We start from the raw sequence: 19,473 nt of genomic DNA, 5'->3' as shown, positions 1-19,473 counted from the left end.
CAACACTTGCACGGCTCGCGAGCCGTACAAGTGTTTCAGATGAGCCGTGCAAGTGTCCCAGAAATGGGTTATAAATGCCTCTCTTAACCAGCTATTTCGACGGTCACTGTGTTGCCGCAATGCAGGCCTTGGGGCAGTGCGATGCGGTGTGCCTTACCGTTCAGGGTGACGGTGATTTCCTTCAGGTTGGCATCCATGGCAGCGTCGGTCACCGAGATGGTCTGTTTGCCATCTTTTTGCTGTATCATGACGGCGCAGGGCACGGATGTCTGCAGGCTGATGCCTTTGGCTTTCAGACCTTTGTTACCTGGATAGAATACGGCTTGGGTGACACTGCGGTCGTTGGTACGCACGGCTTGTACGAGGGTATCGTTTTGCAGCACCTCGAATGGCAGACGTTCGCCGGGGACTCCCTGACCGGTATAGACGGCATAACCGTAAGTGTCGTTCACCGGTTGTTGTCCGTGGTCGGCCCAGATGCGGAGGATTTGTACCTGTTCGGGCAGATTGGCCGTTTTCTTGTTCGACGGGTTCAGCTTCAGCCAGTTGGTTGGACGTGTTTCGCAGGCGACGAATGCTTTGGAGGTATATTCCGGCAGGATGCAATACGAGAATTTTCCCTGTTGGGTCAGCCAGATGGCTTTCTTCTTGTTGCCTTCAAGCGTGGTCTCGCCTTTGCCCAGCACTTCTTTCTTGCCGTTTCGGGTGATGAACACTTCACCGGTCAGTGCGGTCTGGTCGAGGGTGGTACGGATGTGTCCTTCTTCGTCGGGATTCATGTTGGTGACACCGGCGCCCAGTGCTACGAAGTAGTCGCCCAGGATGAAATAACCTTTATAGGCCTTGAATCCGTACAGGAGGCTGTTCTCTACGTTTCTGTCGCCCTTGTCGTTCACGTTCTCTTTGTCTGCACCATGCATCTTTTCGAAGATGTATCCGGCTACTCCGTTCTCGCCCGAGTCGGTGGCGCCGGCTGCAAAGTTGTACTTGCTGCAATAGCCTCGCCAGTTGGTCACGGGGACGAGCTTGTCCATGCCTTCGCGGGCTGTGACACCGGGCATTGCCGTTACGTCCCAGCCACCCATGACGCGGAAGTATTCGTCACCGTCGCGTTGGAAAAGGGTAGCTCCGTCGGTGGGATAGAAGTTGTAATTGTCGGCAAAAGCGGCACTTTCCAGTCCGTCGGTGCGTCGGGATGCCATATTGATGCAAATATGGTAGTCGGGGGTTTTCTTCATCAGGTCGTCGTTGTTGTAGAACCAGCGTACGCCCGTGTACATGCCGTTGTCGTAGCCTTGCATGTTGATGCGGTTTTCTCCGGCTTCCTTCTGCAGTTGCTTCAGTTCGGCCTGCTCCTCCGGTGTGAAGGAACTGATCCAGTTGCTTACAACGTTGGCAAGCAACTTCTTATAGGGAATGGGTTTCTCCGTAGGATTGTAGACGTAAGAGTTGCGGTCCAGTCCCGGCAAGCGGAATCCTTTGTAATAGTACCAGTTTCCGCCACGGAAGAAGTTCATCAGTGCTTCGGCGTTGGTGCGGGTCAACTGCTTGGCCCAGGGCGTACCGTTCAGCATGGTCAGCATGTTCAGGGCATTGAATGTGCCGTCGATGGGGTAACCCCATATCAGACACTGCATGCCGTGCCCCCATCCGGCACCGTCGGCTGTAAAGCCTTCGGTCCAGAACGATTCGTTGTACGTTGTCTGTGATGTCATGCTGATGCCTTTCTGGCAAATCTCGGCCAGCAGGTCGATCATGGGGACAGAACTGTACATCGCCGCTACGGGCAGCAGGGAGCGGTATCCCAATGCGTTTCCGCCAACCCACCATACGTGGTTACGGAAGCGCTCGATGCTTACCACGTTTTTATCCGTCTCGTCGTTACGGAGCGGTTGGGTCCAGGCTTCCAGGCCGACAGCTTTCAGCATGTCGCAGGCTTCGGTCAGCAGGGGTGTTGCCTCTCCCCGTTCTGCCTGGTCCATCTTATCCAGCAGAGCAAAGTAGAGGTTGACCGCAGCCGTAGGAATGGCAAAGCACGAAGCATGGAAACGCGGTTTGTTGTTGGGACGACGCACTTCGATTTCGCCATAGTGCAGGATGGCTTTCTGAATTTTCTCCGACAGGGCTTCGTCATCTGCAATCTTGCCCAGCCGGATGGCACTTGCTATCTGAAACAGACGCTCGTAGGCCGAAGCAATGAAGATACCTACAACGTCGTCTGTCGTATTCTCGAATCCTTTCTGATAAGCATTGTTCTTTTCGAAGTCTCTTTCGGTCGGGTTCATGTCGGCAAAGGTACCGTCTTCGCCCAGCTGCTTCAGGAAATTCTGCACTTGCTCCAGGTTCGAAGTGGGTTGCAGGCGGTAGGGGCGATTGTGGAAGTAGTCCCTCATCTTTTTTACCGCTTCCAGCTTGTTGCTGTCTTGATTGTACTCGGCCGCTTCCTGATAGTAGCGACGGTAGTTTTCGAAAGCGAAGTCGCGTTCGGCTTGTTGGGCAAAAGCCGATGAAGCCGTGGCGAAAAGTATGCTTGTCAGGATAAATCTGATTTTCATGGATTATTGAAGTTTATTTTATCGGGTTAGAATTGTTCATATCTGTTCAAATGCCTTTCTTGACTGTTTCCAGCAGCTTGGACAATCGCTCTACCTCTTGCGGATGTTCGTTGGCTACATTTGTCTTTTCCGAGGGGTCGGTACACAGATTGTACAGCTGCGGCTGAGGACTGTTACCCAGTTCCATTTTTGTCCAGCGTTCGGTAGCCGGTTTGTCGCTGGGTTCGATGTATTTCCAGTCGCCTTGAATGATAGACAAGGTGTTGTTTAAGTTTTGCTGTACGACGTATTCGCAACCGTTGTTGTCCTTGCCGAGGAATGTTCCCAGCTGGTCGCGGCTGTCGGGGGCTGCCCCTTCGGGAATGTCATGGTTCAGCAGAGTGGCAAACGAGGCGTATACATCGATCATCGAGAACGGAGCCTGCTGTTTGCCCGGCTTGATGACGGCTGGCCAGCGTACGATGAACGGAATGCGGGTACCGGCTTCGAAGGCGCTGTATTTACCTCCGCGGTAGTGCTTCATAGGGGTGTGGCCGTTCAGTAACTCGAATGCCTGATCCTGATAGCCGTCGTCGATGACGGGACCGTTGTCGCTACAGAATACAAAGATGGTATTGTCGGCCAGATTCAGGCTGTCCAGTGTGTGCATGATTTCGCCCACGGTCCAGTCCAGTTGCAGAATAACGTCACCGCGGGGACCAAGACCACTCTTTCCGGCAAAACGCGGATGGGCTACACGGGGCACATGTACGTCTTGCGTACCCATATAGAGGAAGAACGGTTCGTCTTTGTGGTTGATGATGAAGTCCTTTGCTTTTTCGGTGATATTGTCGGCAATGTTCTCGTCCACCCAAAGGGCCGATTTACCTCCCGTCATCCATCCGATGCGGGGTATTCCGTTGACGATGGTATTGTTGTGTCCCTGGCTGGGTTTCATCTTTACAAGTTCCGGATTTTCGAGTCCGGTAGGCCAGTCACCTACTTTGTGGTCATAGCTGACGGTAATCGGGTCGTTGGGGTCAAGATTGACTACACGTCCGTTTTCGACAAACACGCAAGGTACACGGTCGACTGTGGCAGGGATGATGAATTCGTAGTCGAACCCGATGTCCTGTGTATTGGGCTTTATCAGGGTATTGAAGTCGGTACCTCCTTTGGGACCCAGTCCTAAATGCCATTTTCCTACTACTCCGGTAGCATAACCTTCAGCCTTGAACATGTCGGCCATGGTGATTCGGGCTGTATCGATGATCAGTTCCGAGTTACCGGGTGCAATGCCTGTGTTTTCCTGACGCCAGGGGTACATACCTGTCAGCAGTCCGAAACGTGAAGGAGTACTTGTAGAAGAGGTGGCATAGGCGTTGGTAAACTGCATGCCTTGTCCTGCCAGCCGGTCGATATTAGGTGTATTGACGCGGGTGGCTCCGTAACAACTCAGGTCTCCGATGCCCAAATCGTCAGTAATTAGGTAAATTACGTTGGGCTTTTGTGACGGTTGTCCGTCTGCTTGTTTTTTGGCAGCGTTGCCGCATCCGGTCAGTAGGGCAGCTCCGGGTAATAAGGTTAACAGGTAAGATAAATGTTTCATGGTCTTAGGACTTAAATTTGAATTATGGGTTCTTGGGCAAAGATAGCGACTAATTTCCGGCAAAGGTGTACAAGAGCGTACAGCAGAAGGTCACAAATAGTACATTTTCGGACAATAACTTTTGCTTCTCTTCTGTCTATAGACCAATCGGGGCGTGGGAAAGTAATGAGCTGACGAAACATTTGCGGCAAGCTGTTTCAAGGGATACTTTTGTTCTGCCTCTCCCTTTGTTTTTTCCTGAGCTTGACAGCTTGGTACCCCAATATTATAACATTTCCTCACGCGCGTGCAGGTGAAGCTTAACTTTCATTCACAATAGTGTTAAACCTCACCTACACGCGCGCGTAGAAAAAGTTGGTATTTTGAGGAGCCAAGCTGTCAAGTGTAATGTTTTTGTTGAGAAAAGACGGATTAAAAAATCTTCCCATGACAATATGCAAATAATAATCGTTAAATTTGTGGACTCTTTTTTAGGTATCCTAAAATTGGATGTTTACCATTATTCATAACTTAATTTTAGTTCTCTATGAAACGTTTTTTGTTCTTTTTCTTTTTGTTGGGTGTGAATCATATAATACTTCATGCCCAGAACGCTACTTTGAAGTTTAATAAAAACGGTGAGTTTAAAATTGTACAGTTTACCGATGTGCATTTCAAATATGGTAATCCAGCTTCAGACATAGCGTTAGAACGTATTGATGAAGTACTCAAAAATGAGCGTCCGGATTTGGTCGTATTGACAGGCGACGTGATTTATGCACAACCAGCCAATGATGGGATGCGGATGGTATTGGAACGCATGGCGAAACGGGACATACCGTTTGTCGTAACCTTTGGTAATCACGATGACGAACAGGGAATGACTCGTGCGCAGTTGTATGATACCATTCGTACAGTGCCGGGTTGTTTGCAGCCCGAACGAGGTGATTGCGATTCGCCCGATTATACTCTGACTGTACAAGCATCCGATGGTAAGCGTGATGCTGCTATACTTTATTTTTTTGATTCTCATTCTTATTCAAAACTGGAGGGAGTGAAAGGGTACGATTGGCTAACATTCGAACAGGTGGCTAATTTTCGTCGGCAGAGCGCTTTGTTTACAAAAAACAATGGAGGCCAACCTTTGCCTGCCCTGTCTTTCTTTCACATTCCGCTGCCCGAATACAACCAGGCAGCATCTAGCGAAGAAGCCATCCTGATAGGTACGCGTATGGAGAAAGCCTGTGCGCCTGCCTTGAATACGGGTATGTTCACCGCTATGAAGGAAGCGGGCGATGTGATGGGTGTCTTCGTAGGCCATGACCATGATAACGACTACGCCGTGATGTGGCATGGTATTCTGTTGGCTTACGGACGATATACGGGTGGAAATACTGTTTACAACCACTTGCCCAATGGCGCGCGCGTCATCGTGCTGAAGGAAGGCCAGCGTACGTTTGATACGTGGATTGATTTGGCTGGCGGTCAGCAGGTGAACCGTTCGACTTATCCCGACAGTTTCGTGAAGAAGTAATCGTAAAGAGCCTCTTTAGAAGTCTAAAGTCCCTCTTTGCAGTGCTAAAGAGGGACTTTATAGAGGACAAAGAGGGATCTTGTTGGTGGTAAAAGGATGATGAAAAATGATTGATGATTCAACTTTGACTTCGTCGATTTTCAATTCGTAAGCTCAAGTTACTGTTAACGAACAATCAGTAGACGAGTTGACAAGGCGTTTGCGGCAAGTCGTTTCAAGCGGAACTTTGTCAGGCAGGCCGTTTCGGCCTTGTAAGTTTGTTGACTGAAGCCTTGTCAACTGGTTTCTTCGTTATCTTTATCTTCGTTCCCCTTACTGTCACTGTTTTCTCCATTTTCTCCTTTCCGGTAGGCAAGTGGGCTGACGTGGTAAACGTCTTTGAAGCATTTCGAGAAATAGCGCGAAGAGCTGAATCCGATGCGGTCGGATATTTCCGTGATGTTCAGTTCCGGGTTGTTACGAAGCATTAGAGCACCTTTCTTCAGACGGATGGTGAGGACAAATTCGTTAGGCGTTTGTCCGGTAATGGCTTTCAGTTTGGCAAACAGATTGGTGCGTGCCATAGCCATTTCGCGTGCAAAGACGGTTACGTTGAATTCGGTATCGTCTATATGCTTTTCGATAATTTCCATTGCTCGGTCCAACAAATCTTTGTCGATCGGATTGGTGGCAAGCATTTGCACAGCAGCCTGTGGTTGCTTGCTGAATTTTTCCTGCAACAGAACCCGTGAATTGACCAGATTGTTGCATCGGGAGATAAGCAGACTGGTATTGAACGGTTTGGTGATGTAATCGTCGGCTCCGATACGCAGTCCTTCGATGTTCTGTTCGATAGTAGTACGTGCGGTCAGCAGCACTACCGGTATGTGGCACGTGTTGAAGTCGGCTTTAATCTGTTTGCACAGATCAGTACCCGACATACGTGGCATAACCACATCGCTGACAACAATGTTAGGCATTTCCTTGCGTACCAGTTCCAGGCCTTCTTCTCCATCGGCTGCCGTTATTACCTCATAGAAAGGCTTGAAGATATTGGCAAGCATTTCCCTGATGGACTCATTATCCTCTACGATCAGTATTTTGGCATCAGAGAGTTGTTTCAGGGGAGCTGCTTCTTCCAGTTCTTCCTGGGGCAAGGCAATTGGAGTTTCGGGACGGATGATTTCTTCTTGAGGTTCTTCCTCTGTCTGTTTGCTCAGTTCTTCTTGGGCAAAGTGAGCGTTACCTAAAGGTAAGGTCACGATGAAGCTGGTGCCTTTGCCCAATTCGCTTTCTACGCGGATAGAGCCGTGATGCAGTTCTACGATACCTTTGGTCAGTGCCAGGCCAATACCGGTACCTTCTTTGTTGGCATCTTTCGAATCGACCGGATCAATCTGATAGAAGCGGTCGAAGATCTTGTCTATTTCTTTAGCGTCGATTCCGCTGCCGGTATCGCTGACACGAATGACAGCATTGCTGCCTTCCGTCCGAATGCCCAGTGTGATGGTATCTTCGGCTTTGGTATGCTTGATGGCATTGGACAGCAGATTGTTGACAACCTTTTGCATCTGTTTCTGGTCGTACCACACTTCAAGACTGTCGGTTTCTTTGTCGAAGTTGAAGTTGATTTGTTTGGTGCTGGCATATTCCAGGAACAACAGGTAGTTTTCGTACAGGAACTTGACGATATTGTGCGGGGCAGCCTTTATCTTCATGTGGCCTTGTTCCTGCTTGCGGAAGTCGAGCAATTCGGTAATCAGCTCGCGCAATTGCAGGCTGTTTTTGTAGATACTCAATATCTTATTGTAGATATTCGGAGTAAAGTGCTGCACTTGCAGCAATGTTTCTACCTGGGCTACAATCAGCGTAAGCGGAGTACGGAATTCGTGCGATATATTGGTAAAGAAGCGCAGTTTGTACTGGTTCAAGGCTTCTACGTCCTGAATGTGTTTCTGTTCGTATTTCAGTGATTCGCTCAGTTTGATTCGTGTTTTGTAAGCACGTATCAGATACCATAGCAAGGCTCCGATGATAACTGCATAAAGCAGGTAAGCCAAAGGGGTCTTGTAGAATGGTGGAAGTATGTGGATGGTGAGCTGTACTTCCGGGCAAATATTGTTATTCATGTGTTCGGGCCTGATCTGCAGATGATAAGTCCCGGCATTCAGATTGGTATAAGTGATGTTGTGCAACCCACGAGTACTGTTCCATTCTTTGGAGAAGCCTTCCAGGCGGTAGATGATGTTGTCCTTGTTGGCTGCTACATAGTTGGACGTAGCAAACTCGATACTGAACATATTCTGGTTGGCATGCAGCGTGATTTCTTGAGTATGGGATAGAGCTTGTTCCAAGATACCGGTTTCGTCGCCTACCTGTACTTCTTTTCCGTTGACAATCAGGCGTGAAAGGTTTATCTTATAAGGCTTCGGAGTAAAGTTAAGTTCCATTTCGTGGAAAGAAATCATTCCTTGTGTACCTCCCAGGAAGATTTCTCCGTCGCGTGTTACGCAGAGTGCATTTTCATTGACAGCTGTCAGAGGAAATCCGTTTTCTGTACTGTAATTACGGAATGTTTTGTTTCGTTGGTCGAAAATAGAGAAGCCGTGATTGATAAGTAACAGCAAGTTGCCACTTACCGGCGATTCTTTTACCTTATAGATACAGTCGTTGGCAAGTCCGTTTTGTGCTCGGTCAAAGTTTTCGAATTGGTCTTTGTCCGGATGGTACAGGTCGAGCCCGCTACCCGATGTCGCGAACCACAGGTTTCCTTTACTATCTTGTGTGATGTCGTTTACGTTGTTGTTGCTGATGCCATGCGGTGTATTGGGGGTGTGCCGATAATGGGTTAATGTTTGGGTATCAAATTTATATCGGAATACTCCTTCGCCGGTAGTGGCAATCCACAGATTGCCTGCTTTATCTATCATGATGTCTGCAACAATCTTGATGGATTTTCCTTCTTTGCTGTCTTTAAACAGTTGCTCACATTTTCCATTTTGCGGATTGAAGAGGCAGATACCGTTTTCTGTGGCAATGATCAGTTGGTCTTTATAAGGCTCGATATCGCGGACCAGGTCTGACGGAAGAGTTTCGGGATTGCCTTGTTGCATCCTGTAGTGAGTAATGTGACCTGTTCTCAGGTCCAATTTGTTCAAACCTCCTACATGTACTCCAATCCACAAAGCTTTCCGTGCATCGTCGTAATATAAAGCTTTGATGTTGTTGTTGGAGAGTCCATAAGGAGCCTTTCCCGGTAAGAACCATTTGAATTCGTTTGTTTGTCGGTTGTAGAAGTTGAGGCCTCCTCCTTCTGTACCTATCCACAGGTTACCGTCTTTGTCTTCGATGGTACGGCCTACTATCGGGTGGCTTAACCCTTTCTTTTCTGTGGGAGAATAAGTATAACGGGTGTAGATTTCGTATTCAGGATTAAAGTAGTTGACACCTCCAAAATAAGTTCCCATCCACAAGGTACCCTGTTGGTCTTTTACAATACACCAGATGGAAGAGTGGGTCAAAGCGGCTTTCTGGTCTATTCTGGCTGTGTGGTTCTGGAAAAGCCGTGTACTCTTATTGTATCGGTTCAGTCCGTTGAAGGTCCCTATCCAGATATTACCCAGATTATCTTCACAACAGGTGCGCACAAAGTTTGAAGACAGACTGTGTGGATTTTGTGCGTTATGCGTCAGGTTTTCTATTTCTCCTTTGTCGTTTACATGAAACAGACCATGTTCCCAACTTCCTATCCACAAATGCTTTTCACTGTCTTGATAGATGCTGGTGATGTTGCCTTGTTGAATGGGGTGTGATAACTCTTTGTCCTTCAGATTTAATCGGAAGACGCCTGCATTGACTGTTCCCATCCAAAACGATTGTTGGTCTTTGTGCATGCAGAATATATCTGTATTGCTGGCCAGTTGATAATAAAGGTCGAAGTTACTGGTCTTTTCGTTGAAACGGTATATTTCATTCTTTTGGGCAATGAATAATCCGTCATTATAATAGATACTGTTGATTCTACCTTGAAGCAGTGTCTTGAATTTTTGGGTAATAAGATTGAATTCGGCCACTCCTTCTGTGCAGAGCAGGTAGATTTTTCCGTTCTGATTACCTACTATATAGGAAATGTTATTGCAGAAAAGACTGTTCGGATTGTTTTTTTCCAGTTTATACGTTTGTATGTCTTCACCGTTGTATCGGTTTAATCCTTCACGTGTACCGATCCATAGGATACCGTTTTCATCGATATAAAGACTGTTGACAGAAAACTGTGAGAGTCCGTCGTCTGTAGTCAAATGCTTGAAGGATACGTTTTGCCCTTGTAAGCCGACTATAGGTATATAGAGAAATATAAGCAGCAGTTGGAAAAATAATTTTCGCACGTTCGGTCTGTTTTTAAGGTTCACTGGGCAAATATATGATTTTCTATGTAAGAATCTTCAAATATTTATGGCTTTTTCGTTATTGTATCAGTCAAAATGTATATTTTTGGATGTTCATCGGACAATAAAGGTCCTCCGGTATCAGAGAAAAGCTCTATTTTTGTATCGTTTGTGCCGGAAGGTGGAATTCGTTTTGTTTAATCTGTTTATAATGTATAATTCATAAATATATATTTACCATGAACAACCTTTTTTCTATTATTTCTCACTTCAACACGAAGGGTACGATTCAAGAGATCAAACCGCTGGGTACAGGATTGATTAACGACACGTATAAGGTGACTACTCTTGAGCAAGATGCCCCCGACTATGTATTGCAACGTATTAATCACGTCATCTTTCAAAATGTAGAGATGCTTCAGTCGAATATCCAGTCCGTAACCCGCCATATCCGAAAGAAGTTGGAAGAAAAGGGGGAAAAGGATATTGATCGGAAAGTACTTCACTTTTTGTCGGCCGATAATGGTAAGACATATTGGTTTGACGGTGAAAACTATTGGCGGGTAATGACCTTTATTCCCCGTGCAACGACTTACGAGACTGTGAATCCGGAATATTCTTATTATGCAGGTGTTGCTTTCGGCAATTTCCAGGCAATGTTGGCCGATATTCCTGATGCGTTAGGTGAGACTATTCCCGATTTTCATAACATGGAGTTCCGTTTGAAACAGTTGCACGATGCTGTGGCTGCCGATGCTGTTGGTCGGGTGAAGGAAGTTCAATACTATTTGGATGAGATAGAAAGCCGTGCCGACGAGATGTGCAAGGCTGAACGTTTGCATAGAGAAGGTCGTTTGCCTAAACGTGTTTGCCACTGTGATACGAAGGTCAATAATATGATGTTCGATGAGAATGGTAATGTACTTTGTGTGATCGATCTCGACACCGTGATGCCCAGCTTCATCTTCTCCGATTATGGTGATTTCCTGCGTTCGGCAGCCAATACAGGTCTGGAAGACGATAAGAATCTGGACAACGTAAACTTTAATATGGAAATATTCAAGGCCTTTACCAAAGGTTATCTGGAATCGGCCAAATCGTTTTTGTTGCCTATTGAAATCGAGAACCTGCCTTATGCAGCTGCTTTGTTCCCTTACATGCAATGCGTTCGCTTTTTGGCTGACTATATTAATGGTGATACATATTACAAGATTCAATATCCCGAACACAATCTGGTGCGTACCAAAGCTCAGTTCAAATTGCTTCAGAGTGTAGAAGAGCATACTCCCGAAATGAAAGCTTTCATCCAGTCGCAGTTGTAATCCTGTAGGGAAGAACTTCGTTAGTGTGCTTATCTTTAATCTTTAAAACAAAAGCATTGTTGTTATGAAAGAATTGAATGTAAAGAAAGTAAGTGCGGCTGGTTTATCGGTAGAAGCAGTACCGGCTTTACTCGATAAAGAGAAGATAGTTTTTCAGCCCATTGACACAGTCAATTGGGCAGCTTATCCTTATTGTCCAGCAGTGCAGTTCCGTATAGCATATACGGACGATTCATTGTTGTTGCATTACAAAGTGAGCGAAGCTAGTGTGCGGGCTGTAGCTGGACATGACAATGGTCCTGTATGGGAAGATGCCTGTGTAGAGTTTTTTTCGATACCTGCCGGCGATGGGGTATATTATAATGTAGAGTGCAACTGTGCAGGAACTTTGCTGGTTGCCGCCGGAGGTGGACGTGAAGGGCGTGTACATGCTCCGCAGGAGGTGCTTGACCGTGTACAACGTTGGTCATCATTGGGACGTGCTTCCTTCGAAGAACGAGTAGGAGAGTGTGCCTGGGAAGTGGCCCTGGTCATTCCGTTTACTACTTTCTTTGCGCACGACATTCGTTCGTTGGAAGGAAAGAGCATACGAGCCAATTTCTATAAATGTGGCGACTGTTTACAGACACCTCACTTCTTATCGTGGAATCCGATAGAACTGCCTTCTCCTAATTTTCATTGTCCGCAGTTCTTCGGTTCGTTGAAGTTTGAATAAGTTCTTAAGTTTCGCTGGTGCTCAACTTGCTGGTTGACAAGGCTTCAGTCAACAAGTCTACAAGGCTGAGAAAGCCTGCTTGATAAAGTGTTGCTTGAAGCGGCTGATACAAACGCCTTGTCAACTCGTCAACTTGTCACTTGTCAACTATAACTTGAGCTTGCGAAAGTATTTCCTATGAATCTGGTGCTCTGAATAGGAAATATCAGTTTACTTTGAAACGCAGATTATTGCCGTTTTAGTGCAGAGGCATAAATAGCTGATGCACATTGGCAGTAATCTGCGTTTTTTCTTTCTTCTTTTTACCGTTTTTTATCAGCAGGGTATTTGGAAGTTCAGCGTTGTATGCCTATCTTTGGCTCTTACCTTACTAACAACGAAAAACAACCAACTTATGAATCAAGAATTGTCAATGAACGCTAATCTGGTGGTAGCGTCACTTCAGAAACCAGCTTCTGAATTCACCAAAGCAGACATTATCGGCTTTATCCGCCAAAACGGTATCAGAATGGTCAATTTCATGTACCCGGCGGGTGACGGACGGCTGAAAACCCTGAATTTTGTCATTACCAACGAAGCCTATCTGGAGGCTATTTTGACCTGTGGTGAGAGAGTCGACGGATCTAGCCTGTTCTCTTTTATTGAGGCAGGTAGTAGTGATTTGTATGTCATTCCGCGTTTCTGTACGGCTTTTGTCGATCCGTTTGCCGAAATTCCCACCCTTTCCATGCTTTGTTCATTCTTTAATAAGGATGGCGAACCGTTGGAGAGTGCACCCGAATATACGCTTCGTAAGGCTTGCCGTGCCTTTACCGATGTTACAGGAATGGAATTTCAAGCGATGGGCGAGCTGGAGTATTATGTGGTAGCTCCTGATACGGGCATGTACGAGGCTACCGACCAGCGTGGCTATCACGAGTCAGGTCCGTATGCTAAGTTCAATGAATTCCGTACACAGTGCATGGCTTATATAGCTCAAACCGGCGGACAGATTAAATACGGTCATTCGGAGGTAGGTAATTTTACGCTCGACGGTTGTGTCTACGAGCAGAACGAAATTGAATTTCTACCCGTTCCTGCCGAGCAGGCTGCCGACCAGTTGATGATTGCCAAGTGGGTTATCCGTAATCTGGGTTATAAGTTGGGTTACAATGTGACTTTTGCACCGAAAATTACTGTCGGCAAAGCCGGTTCGGGTCTACATATTCACATGCGCATGATGAAAGATGGCCAGAACCAGATGCTGCACGACGGTGTGTTGTCTGCTGCTGCCCGCAAGGCCATTGCAGGTATGATGGAGCTGGCTCCCTCTATTACGGCTTTTGGCAATACCAATCCTACTTCCTATTTCCGCCTGGTGCCCCATCAGGAAGCGCCGACCAATGTTTGTTGGGGCGACCGGAACCGTTCGGTATTGGTGCGTGTTCCGTTGGGGTGGACTGCCAAGACCGACATGTGTGCATTGGCCAATCCGCTGGAAGGACAGAGCCATTTCGATACCACACAGAAGCAAACTGTAGAGATGCGTTCGCCCGACGGTTCGGCCGACCTCTATCAGTTGCTTGCCGGACTGGCTGTTGCCTGCCGCCATGGGTTCGAGATGTCCGATGCGCTCGATGTGGCCGAGAAGACTTACGTGAATGTCAACATCCATCAGCAGGAAAATGCCGGCCGTTTGAAGACCCTGGCTCAGTTGCCCGACAGCTGTGCGGCTTCGGCCGACTGTCTGGAGCGTCAGCGTGCGGTGTTCGAGCAACACAGTGTATTCAGCCCGGCCATGATCGACGGCATCATCAGCAAGCTGCGCAGTTATGACGACCGCACGCTGCGTGCCGATCTGGAGGGGAAACGTGACGAGATGCTGGCGCTGGTGAAACAGTATTTCCATTGCGGATAGCACCTCCCTGCAGCTTGTGCATCATTCCTGTGCTCTCCTTCAGTCCTCAGGCATGAGTCTGAAGGAGGCCAGTACGTTGGCCAGGAGGGTCGGCTCTTTCGGGCCGATGCTTGCCATGCACAGAAAGACGCCTTTTTTCTTTTTGAAGTCGGGATAGAGGCCGATGGCCAGGTAATTGTTGGCCGCGCGTTGGGTCAGTGCACATCGTAGTACTTGTTCCGTACCGGTTGTAATCAGAAACCGTTCGCTGTTGTCCAGATCGACATTGACCCCTTCGGCTTCTTCCCTGAAGCGTTTTTCGGGGTCGAAGCCTTCGTCGAAGTTGAAGAAGCAGACCGTGCAGATAAAGTCCTTGTCGGGAGTCACCCATCCTATGCATCCGTATTGTCTGGCTTCTTCACTTTCTATCTCCTGACAGTTTTCGGGCAGCAGAATCGAGAACATGCCCAGGCTGTATCGTTCCATTTCGACGTTTTGTGCCGATGCCTGTAAGCTGAGGATCACAAAAGTCGGGAACAGAAGGCATCTGTTCGGCAGCGTGGGGTGTGGTAAATGATGTGGTTTCATGGACATCAGGTATTAAAGGTAAATGATGTAAGTGAATGATCTGATTTTCAATGTACTTATAGCTGTCGTGAGCAACACAAGTGTGGCTCGTGAGCCGTGCAAGTGTCTCTCGTGAGCCGTACAAGTGTTTCTCGCGAGCCGTACAAGTGTCCTGCAAATGGCGGGCAAGAGCCCTTCTCAATGGGCCTGCTTTATGCTCCTCCAACATGTGCGGCAGTGCTTATTCTACTTCCCATTCGAAGATACCGGCCGAATTTTTTTCGGGCAATACAATCTCAAGTTTGACGGCAGTAGTTTCTACGGGGTCGAACATCACCTTGTTGCCTACACCTTTGTCAGTGCCGTATCGGTTGGCTCCTTTCACACTTTCCCATTCACCTTGGTCGTTGCGGTAGTACAACTTCCAGCTTTTGGGAGTGCGGCAGCCGCCCCAAGGTTCATCGTCAAACCAGTAAACGGTCGATGTGCTGACTGTGGCCTTTTCAGGAAATTCATACGAAATCCATTCCGTACTTGCTTGTTTAGGCCACCAGTGGTAGTAGGGGATGGAGCGGTCAAATTCGTCTTTCGGTACAAGTCTGTCGTGAATGGATGACAGGGCACTGCTTTTATACGAAGCATCCACTTTACTCTTCGAAGCAAGCGTTGCCGGCTGGCTGGGACGTGTGGCGTTCAGTTCTTGTGGCAACCATACGGCCATGGAGCCCGGTCCGCGATGAGCCCATGCGTAGTAGGGGATCAAGGTGAGGCGTGTTCTTTCCACGTTCAGATAGCCTTCTTCGTTATATTTCAGAATTTGGGCATCGGTTTTCAACTGGTTGATACCGTAAAGCAGGTTAGGCGTCTCAACTACAGTAAATTCGGGATGACGGGGCAGCAGTACACTGAAGATGTCAAACTCGTTGTCAGGCCATTCGGCACAATATACCAGCGGTCCGCGTTCGATGGCAATGCGTCCGCGGTCGGCTTCCACTTTCGGGTTGGCTTGTACGGTACGGGGCTCCATGTCGAAGTGGATGTCCACTTTGTCGCCTTTCTTCCATTTGCGGTCGATGACGAAGTAGCCGTTCTGCAGTTCTGATTTCACTTCCTCGCCGTTGACGCGGATGGCGTATTGCAGTTGTTTACCGTCAGTGAACATATAAAGGTCGCTCGGAGTAACTTCGTTGCGTACCCAGCCCGGTATACGGATTTTCAGGGCGAACTGTCCGGCCGAATTACGGTCTACGTGTACGGTGATGTCACCATTCCAAGGATATTGGGTCGACTGGCGAAGTGTTACTTTCTTGCCGTCTACCTTCAGTGTGGCATTGTTGTCAACAAACAGGTTTACATAGACGCTTTTCTCTTTCACTGCATAGATGTAACCGGGCAGTGAGGGGATGAAGCGGCAAATATTGGACGGACAGCAGGCACAGCCGAACCACGGTTGACGCTGGTGCTGGCCCATGGACTCCAACGGATTAGGATAGAAGAAGCCGCCTCCGTCCAGTGATACACCCGAGATGAGACCGTTGTACAGACTGCGTTCCAGTACGTCGTAGTATTTCGATTCACCGTGCAGCAGGAACAGGCGATAGTTCATGTATACATTGCCGATGGCAGCACACGTTTCGCAGTAGGCTGACATGTTGGGCAGTTCGTAGTTCTTGCCGAAAGCTTCGCCCTGGCTGGTGGCGCCGATACCTCCGGTGATGTAGAGTTTCTTGCTGACGATGTTGTCCCAGATGCGGTCGATAGCATGGATGTAGGCACTGTCGCCGGTCAGGGCAGCTACGTCGGCCATGCCCGAGTACATGTAGGCAGCACGTACGGCGTGGCCTACAGCTTCGTCCTGTTCGGTAACGGGTTTGTGAGTTTGGTTATATTCGTTGCGATATGGAGTGCGTCCACGTTCATCAAGGAAGAATTTAGCCTGATCAAGATACTTCTTATCACCGGTTACCAGGTACAGTTTGGCCAATGCCATCTCGGCTATCTGATGTCCGGGCACTTTCACCTGTTGGCCGGGGTTGGGGCCGATTTCGCGGCAAACGCAGTCGGCATAGCGGATAGCGATATCCAGGAAGTTGCGTTGTCCGGTGGCCTGGTAGTGAGCGATGGCACCTTCGACCATGTGTCCCAGGTTGTAGAACTCGTGGCTCAGCTCCTCCACCTTTTCCCAGCGTTTGCTGCCTGCCCATTCGTGAGGATGTTTGGGGTTCATGGTGCGGGCGGTGTACAGGTAGCCGTCGGGTTCCTGTGCAGCAGCCACTATCACCAATACGCTGTCGATGTACTTTTTCAGTTTCTTGTCCGGATAGGTCTGCAGCAAATAGCTGGCTCCTTCAATGGTTTTGTATACGTCGGTATCGTCAAAAGAGAAGCCAGTCACTTTATTGTTCTCGCTGGGATGGGCAGCCATTTCGAAGTTCTTGTAGCGGCCGGTTTCTTCGCATTTGCTGAAAGCCAGTGGGATGGTTACTTCACGGCTTGCTTTCAGGCGTTGTCCCCAAAAGGAATCCGTCACTTTGACTGAAGTGAAGGGGACGGGATCAATCGGGTAGCCGTGGGCTTCCGTCTTGTTCCCTTGTGCTTTTGCACTGGGAAGCAAGGTTGCCAACAGCAGTGCTGAAATAAGGATTTTCTTCATGGAATATGTGTTTTTAGTATTGAGTAAATATAATTTGAGATTGCTGAAATGATTTTTTCTTATACTCATTTCTATTATCGTCACAAAAGTAGTTATTAGTGTGTTAATCTTTGTTCTTGCTAGGGTAATTTTATAGATAGGGTGTGTTTTTTTCTTAGTTAGGAAAAAAATATTCTCCAGTTAGAGAAAAATTTTTCTTTAACTGTGGAAAAAACATGCTTTTTTGTACTTTTGACTATCCGTCGGAAGTACGCACATGAGCCGCATCCGGCGGTGGCTGTTGAAAATATGAATGAAAAGGTCTATATTTGCCACATCAAAAAACATTATTTGTCATACTATGAATAAAGCCAAACAATTAGCGGGTGTGTGCCTTTTGACTTTACTGCCCGCCCTTTCTGTACAAGGCCAGCAAACTCAGCGCCCGGACGGCTGGTACCATGTCCGTGAAGGACGTGCGGACAGCCTTGATGCCGCCCCTTTCATCACCTTGGAAGACATTGCCGCACTCGAACTGGATACCGATGCTTACGGCAAGCACGTAATAACAGGCAAGGTACGCGAAGACAAGCGGAAACACTGGACGGACGAGACTGCAAAGGCCATTGGACGCCGCATTGCTTTTGTCTGGCAGGACAGTGTGCTGACCGCGCCGCGTGTCAACGCACGTATCGAAAGCGGTCACTTTCAGATAAGCAGCCGAAACGATCGGGAATTGCCCACTGTTTACCGACTGATGATGGAGGCAAAAGGCCCCAATGAAACAGACATGCACCGTGAGGACAGTCTGCGCCGCGTGCACAGCCAAAAATTATGGGACGAGGCAAGGCAATATAAGGCCAGCATAACGGATACGACTTTTCTGGGCACCCGCGGCTCGATGTCGTTGAAGGCTATTGATGCTTGGAGTGGCGACGGCTTCAACGAGAATTACGCTTTCAACCAGACGGTCTACTTGGCCGCACTGGAGCGGGCACAAAAGCGTCTATGCGTGGCCGACGGCCGGCTGGAGCCTACCTTCTGCTCGGCCGAGGACCTATACATTAGTCAGGGATTGTACGACTTCATTATGGAAACGCTGACCCAATGGAATCGGATGCTGGAGTCAGGCGACTGGGAGATTGTAGAGCAGGGAGGTGTGTATGCCGTGATGCCAAAAAAGAAGTAAACAGAGAAGTGGTCTATACCTGTTCTGAATCTCGATTAATCTTCGGATATGTTTATAGTCAAAAATATATGATGGAAATGAAACAGATACTTAATGACTGGCAAGGGGTGTTCCCAATCTTGTCGCCGCACACAGCCTCTACTTTGTACATGAAGGCCGATTTCGTACTGATAGGGCTCAGGCTTGAGAAGGTCATGTCTGATGCCTATCGGGTTGTTTTGGAATGCCTTCCGCTGTGGGAACAGGAAAAAAGCAGAATGAAGGTACCTGTTTTTTCATGGGAGCTTTATGACAAGAAAGGTATGCAGTTCTTCATCAAGACTTCATTGCACGAATATCTGTTCCCAACAGCCGCCGAGTGTGCCAAAGAACAGTTTGGCATGCTCTTGAAAGACAATATTCTGTCGGGCGACCTGTGTGAATGCATTCGGAAAGCTTCTTTAGCGTTTGCAACCCAACACAATCCCACGAACTGGCATCGCATTTTTGCATTCAAACTGGCGTTGGCCTCTTATTTGAATGACGCCCGTTTCCTTGCAGAAGTAAAGCAGGAAATAGAAAAGGAAATCAGGCATTGGGACTCGGCCCGTTTCTCCGCACTGTTCTTAAAGTCCAAGGAAGAGTGGAAAGCCGACTTATACCGTCAGTTTGAAGACAGAGAAGCGTTACTCGAACGTATTCATGCAAACATGGATGACAAGAAAATAGCCAGACTGAAGTCGTCTCATATCTCGTTGTAGCCGAACGGGGTGCTACAAACTCTCAACATAGGTTGAGATTTTTAGTGCGTTGTTGGACGAACGGAGCGAATTTTATATTTTTGCATAGCATATTACAAACCTAAAAGCAAAAGATTATGAAAACAACCTATTTATTGAGAATGCTTTTTGCATTCTTTTGCATCGTCGCTTTGACAGGATGCAGCGATGAAGAGAGTAATCCGCTCCGCTTCGACCTCTCTACCGATACGGACAACACCGTAGATGTCTGTTTCCCCCGCTCTGAAGAAGACGGGAGCGCAGGCTCCGTCACCATTCTGGGTGGCGATGGTAACTATACTGCGCAGTGCGACAATGACGCTGTCCTGAAAATCGACATGAAACATTCCAATGCGTTCGTTCTCTATCCGCAGGATTGGGGCGAAGCACACGT

11 protein-coding genes and 1 pseudogene are annotated in these 19,473 nt (G+C 47.9%); 7 read left to right on the top strand and 5 right to left on the bottom strand.

The features are described 5' to 3' along the window. Positions 1-83: 83 nt before the first annotated feature. Positions 84-2,555 carry a polysaccharide lyase family 8 super-sandwich domain-containing protein gene (locus QVP67_RS14035; protein WP_022164187.1) on the bottom strand — a complete coding sequence of 824 codons (2,472 nt, stop codon included), beginning with the start codon at positions 2,553-2,555 and terminating at the stop codon, positions 84-86. 46 nt (positions 2,556-2,601) lie between these two features. Continuing rightward, positions 2,602-4,143 (bottom strand): sulfatase family protein, encoded by a 1,542-nt coding sequence (locus QVP67_RS14030; protein WP_022164186.1) that lies wholly within the window; start codon positions 4,141-4,143, stop codon positions 2,602-2,604. Positions 4,144-4,669: 526 nt separating this feature from the next. Here QVP67_RS14030 and QVP67_RS14025 point away from each other — a divergent pair. After that, the gene (locus tag QVP67_RS14025; RefSeq protein ID WP_022164185.1) at positions 4,670-5,656 is read left to right on the top strand and encodes a metallophosphoesterase family protein; all 987 of its coding nucleotides are present in this window, start codon (positions 4,670-4,672) and stop codon (positions 5,654-5,656) included. A gap of 275 nt (positions 5,657-5,931) precedes the next feature. On the opposite strand, the gene QVP67_RS14020 is transcribed toward QVP67_RS14025, so the two are convergent. Next, on the bottom strand, positions 5,932-10,020 hold the full coding sequence (locus tag QVP67_RS14020; protein ID WP_022164184.1) for a hybrid sensor histidine kinase/response regulator transcription factor: 4,089 nt from the start codon (positions 10,018-10,020) through the stop codon (positions 5,932-5,934). A 239-nt stretch (positions 10,021-10,259) separates the two neighbouring features. On the opposite strand from QVP67_RS14020, the gene QVP67_RS14015 reads away from it, so the two are divergent. From QVP67_RS14015 to QVP67_RS14005, 3 genes are all read left to right on the top strand, one after another. Next, positions 10,260-11,342, top strand: a complete 1,083-nt coding sequence (locus QVP67_RS14015; protein WP_022164183.1) for a phosphotransferase enzyme family protein — start codon at positions 10,260-10,262, stop codon at positions 11,340-11,342. 64 nt (positions 11,343-11,406) lie between these two features. After that, a complete protein-coding gene (locus QVP67_RS14010) occupies positions 11,407-12,057 on the top strand; it encodes a carbohydrate-binding family 9-like protein (RefSeq protein ID WP_022164182.1) in 651 nt (216 codons plus the stop codon). 394 nt (positions 12,058-12,451) lie between these two features. Further along, the gene (locus QVP67_RS14005; protein WP_022164181.1) at positions 12,452-13,954 is read left to right on the top strand and encodes a glutamine synthetase family protein; all 1,503 of its coding nucleotides are present in this window, start codon (positions 12,452-12,454) and stop codon (positions 13,952-13,954) included. A 39-nt stretch (positions 13,955-13,993) separates the two neighbouring features. Here QVP67_RS14005 and QVP67_RS14000 read toward each other — a convergent pair whose 3' ends face one another. Continuing rightward, positions 13,994-14,419, bottom strand: coding sequence for a hypothetical protein (locus QVP67_RS14000; protein WP_288180243.1), 426 nt, complete (start codon positions 14,417-14,419; stop codon positions 13,994-13,996). Between the two features lie 322 nt (positions 14,420-14,741). Further along, a complete protein-coding gene (locus tag QVP67_RS13995; RefSeq protein ID WP_022164179.1) occupies positions 14,742-17,153 on the bottom strand; it encodes a glycoside hydrolase family 127 protein in 2,412 nt (803 codons plus the stop codon). A gap of 340 nt (positions 17,154-17,493) precedes the next feature. Here QVP67_RS13995 and QVP67_RS13990 point away from each other — a divergent pair, with 340 nt between their 5' ends. The 3 genes and pseudogenes from QVP67_RS13990 to QVP67_RS13980 form a co-directional block, all read left to right on the top strand. Then, a complete protein-coding gene (locus QVP67_RS13990) occupies positions 17,494-18,321 on the top strand; it encodes a SecDF P1 head subdomain-containing protein (RefSeq protein WP_022164178.1) in 828 nt (275 codons plus the stop codon). A gap of 68 nt (positions 18,322-18,389) precedes the next feature. Next, on the top strand, positions 18,390-19,061 hold the full coding sequence (locus QVP67_RS13985; protein ID WP_288180242.1) for a hypothetical protein: 672 nt from the start codon (positions 18,390-18,392) through the stop codon (positions 19,059-19,061). Between the two features lie 116 nt (positions 19,062-19,177). Continuing rightward, a pseudogene (locus tag QVP67_RS13980) lies at positions 19,178-19,473 on the top strand (hypothetical protein); the annotation flags it as partial.

The sequence above is a fragment of the Bacteroides sp. CAG:633 genome, from assembly GCF_000435115.1.
Lineage (GTDB): Bacteria > Bacteroidota > Bacteroidia > Bacteroidales > Bacteroidaceae > Bacteroides > Bacteroides ndongoniae.
Note: the sequence above shows the minus strand (reverse complement) of the source record. Positions and strands in the feature narration are given on the sequence as shown.

Bases quoted from the DNA above. Each gene is read 5' to 3' on its own strand.
- QVP67_RS14010 (WP_022164182.1), top strand. From the start codon at position 11,407: ATGAAAGAATTGAATGTAAAGAAAGTAAGTGCGGCTGGTTTATCGGTA.
- QVP67_RS13985 (WP_288180242.1), top strand. From the start codon at position 18,390: ATGATGGAAATGAAACAGATACTTAATGACTGGCAAGGGGTGTTCCCA.
- QVP67_RS14000 (WP_288180243.1), bottom strand. From the start codon at position 14,419: ATGGAACGATACAGCCTGGGCATGTTCTCGATTCTGCTGCCCGAAAAC.
- QVP67_RS14005 (WP_022164181.1), top strand. From the start codon at position 12,452: ATGAATCAAGAATTGTCAATGAACGCTAATCTGGTGGTAGCGTCACTT.
- QVP67_RS13995 (WP_022164179.1), bottom strand. From the start codon at position 17,153: ATGAAGAAAATCCTTATTTCAGCACTGCTGTTGGCAACCTTGCTTCCC.
- QVP67_RS14025 (WP_022164185.1), top strand. From the start codon at position 4,670: ATGAAACGTTTTTTGTTCTTTTTCTTTTTGTTGGGTGTGAATCATATA.
- QVP67_RS13990 (WP_022164178.1), top strand. From the start codon at position 17,494: ATGAATAAAGCCAAACAATTAGCGGGTGTGTGCCTTTTGACTTTACTG.
- QVP67_RS14030 (WP_022164186.1), bottom strand. From the start codon at position 4,143: ATGAAACATTTATCTTACCTGTTAACCTTATTACCCGGAGCTGCCCTA.
- QVP67_RS14015 (WP_022164183.1), top strand. From the start codon at position 10,260: ATGAACAACCTTTTTTCTATTATTTCTCACTTCAACACGAAGGGTACG.
- QVP67_RS14035 (WP_022164187.1), bottom strand. From the start codon at position 2,555: ATGAAAATCAGATTTATCCTGACAAGCATACTTTTCGCCACGGCTTCA.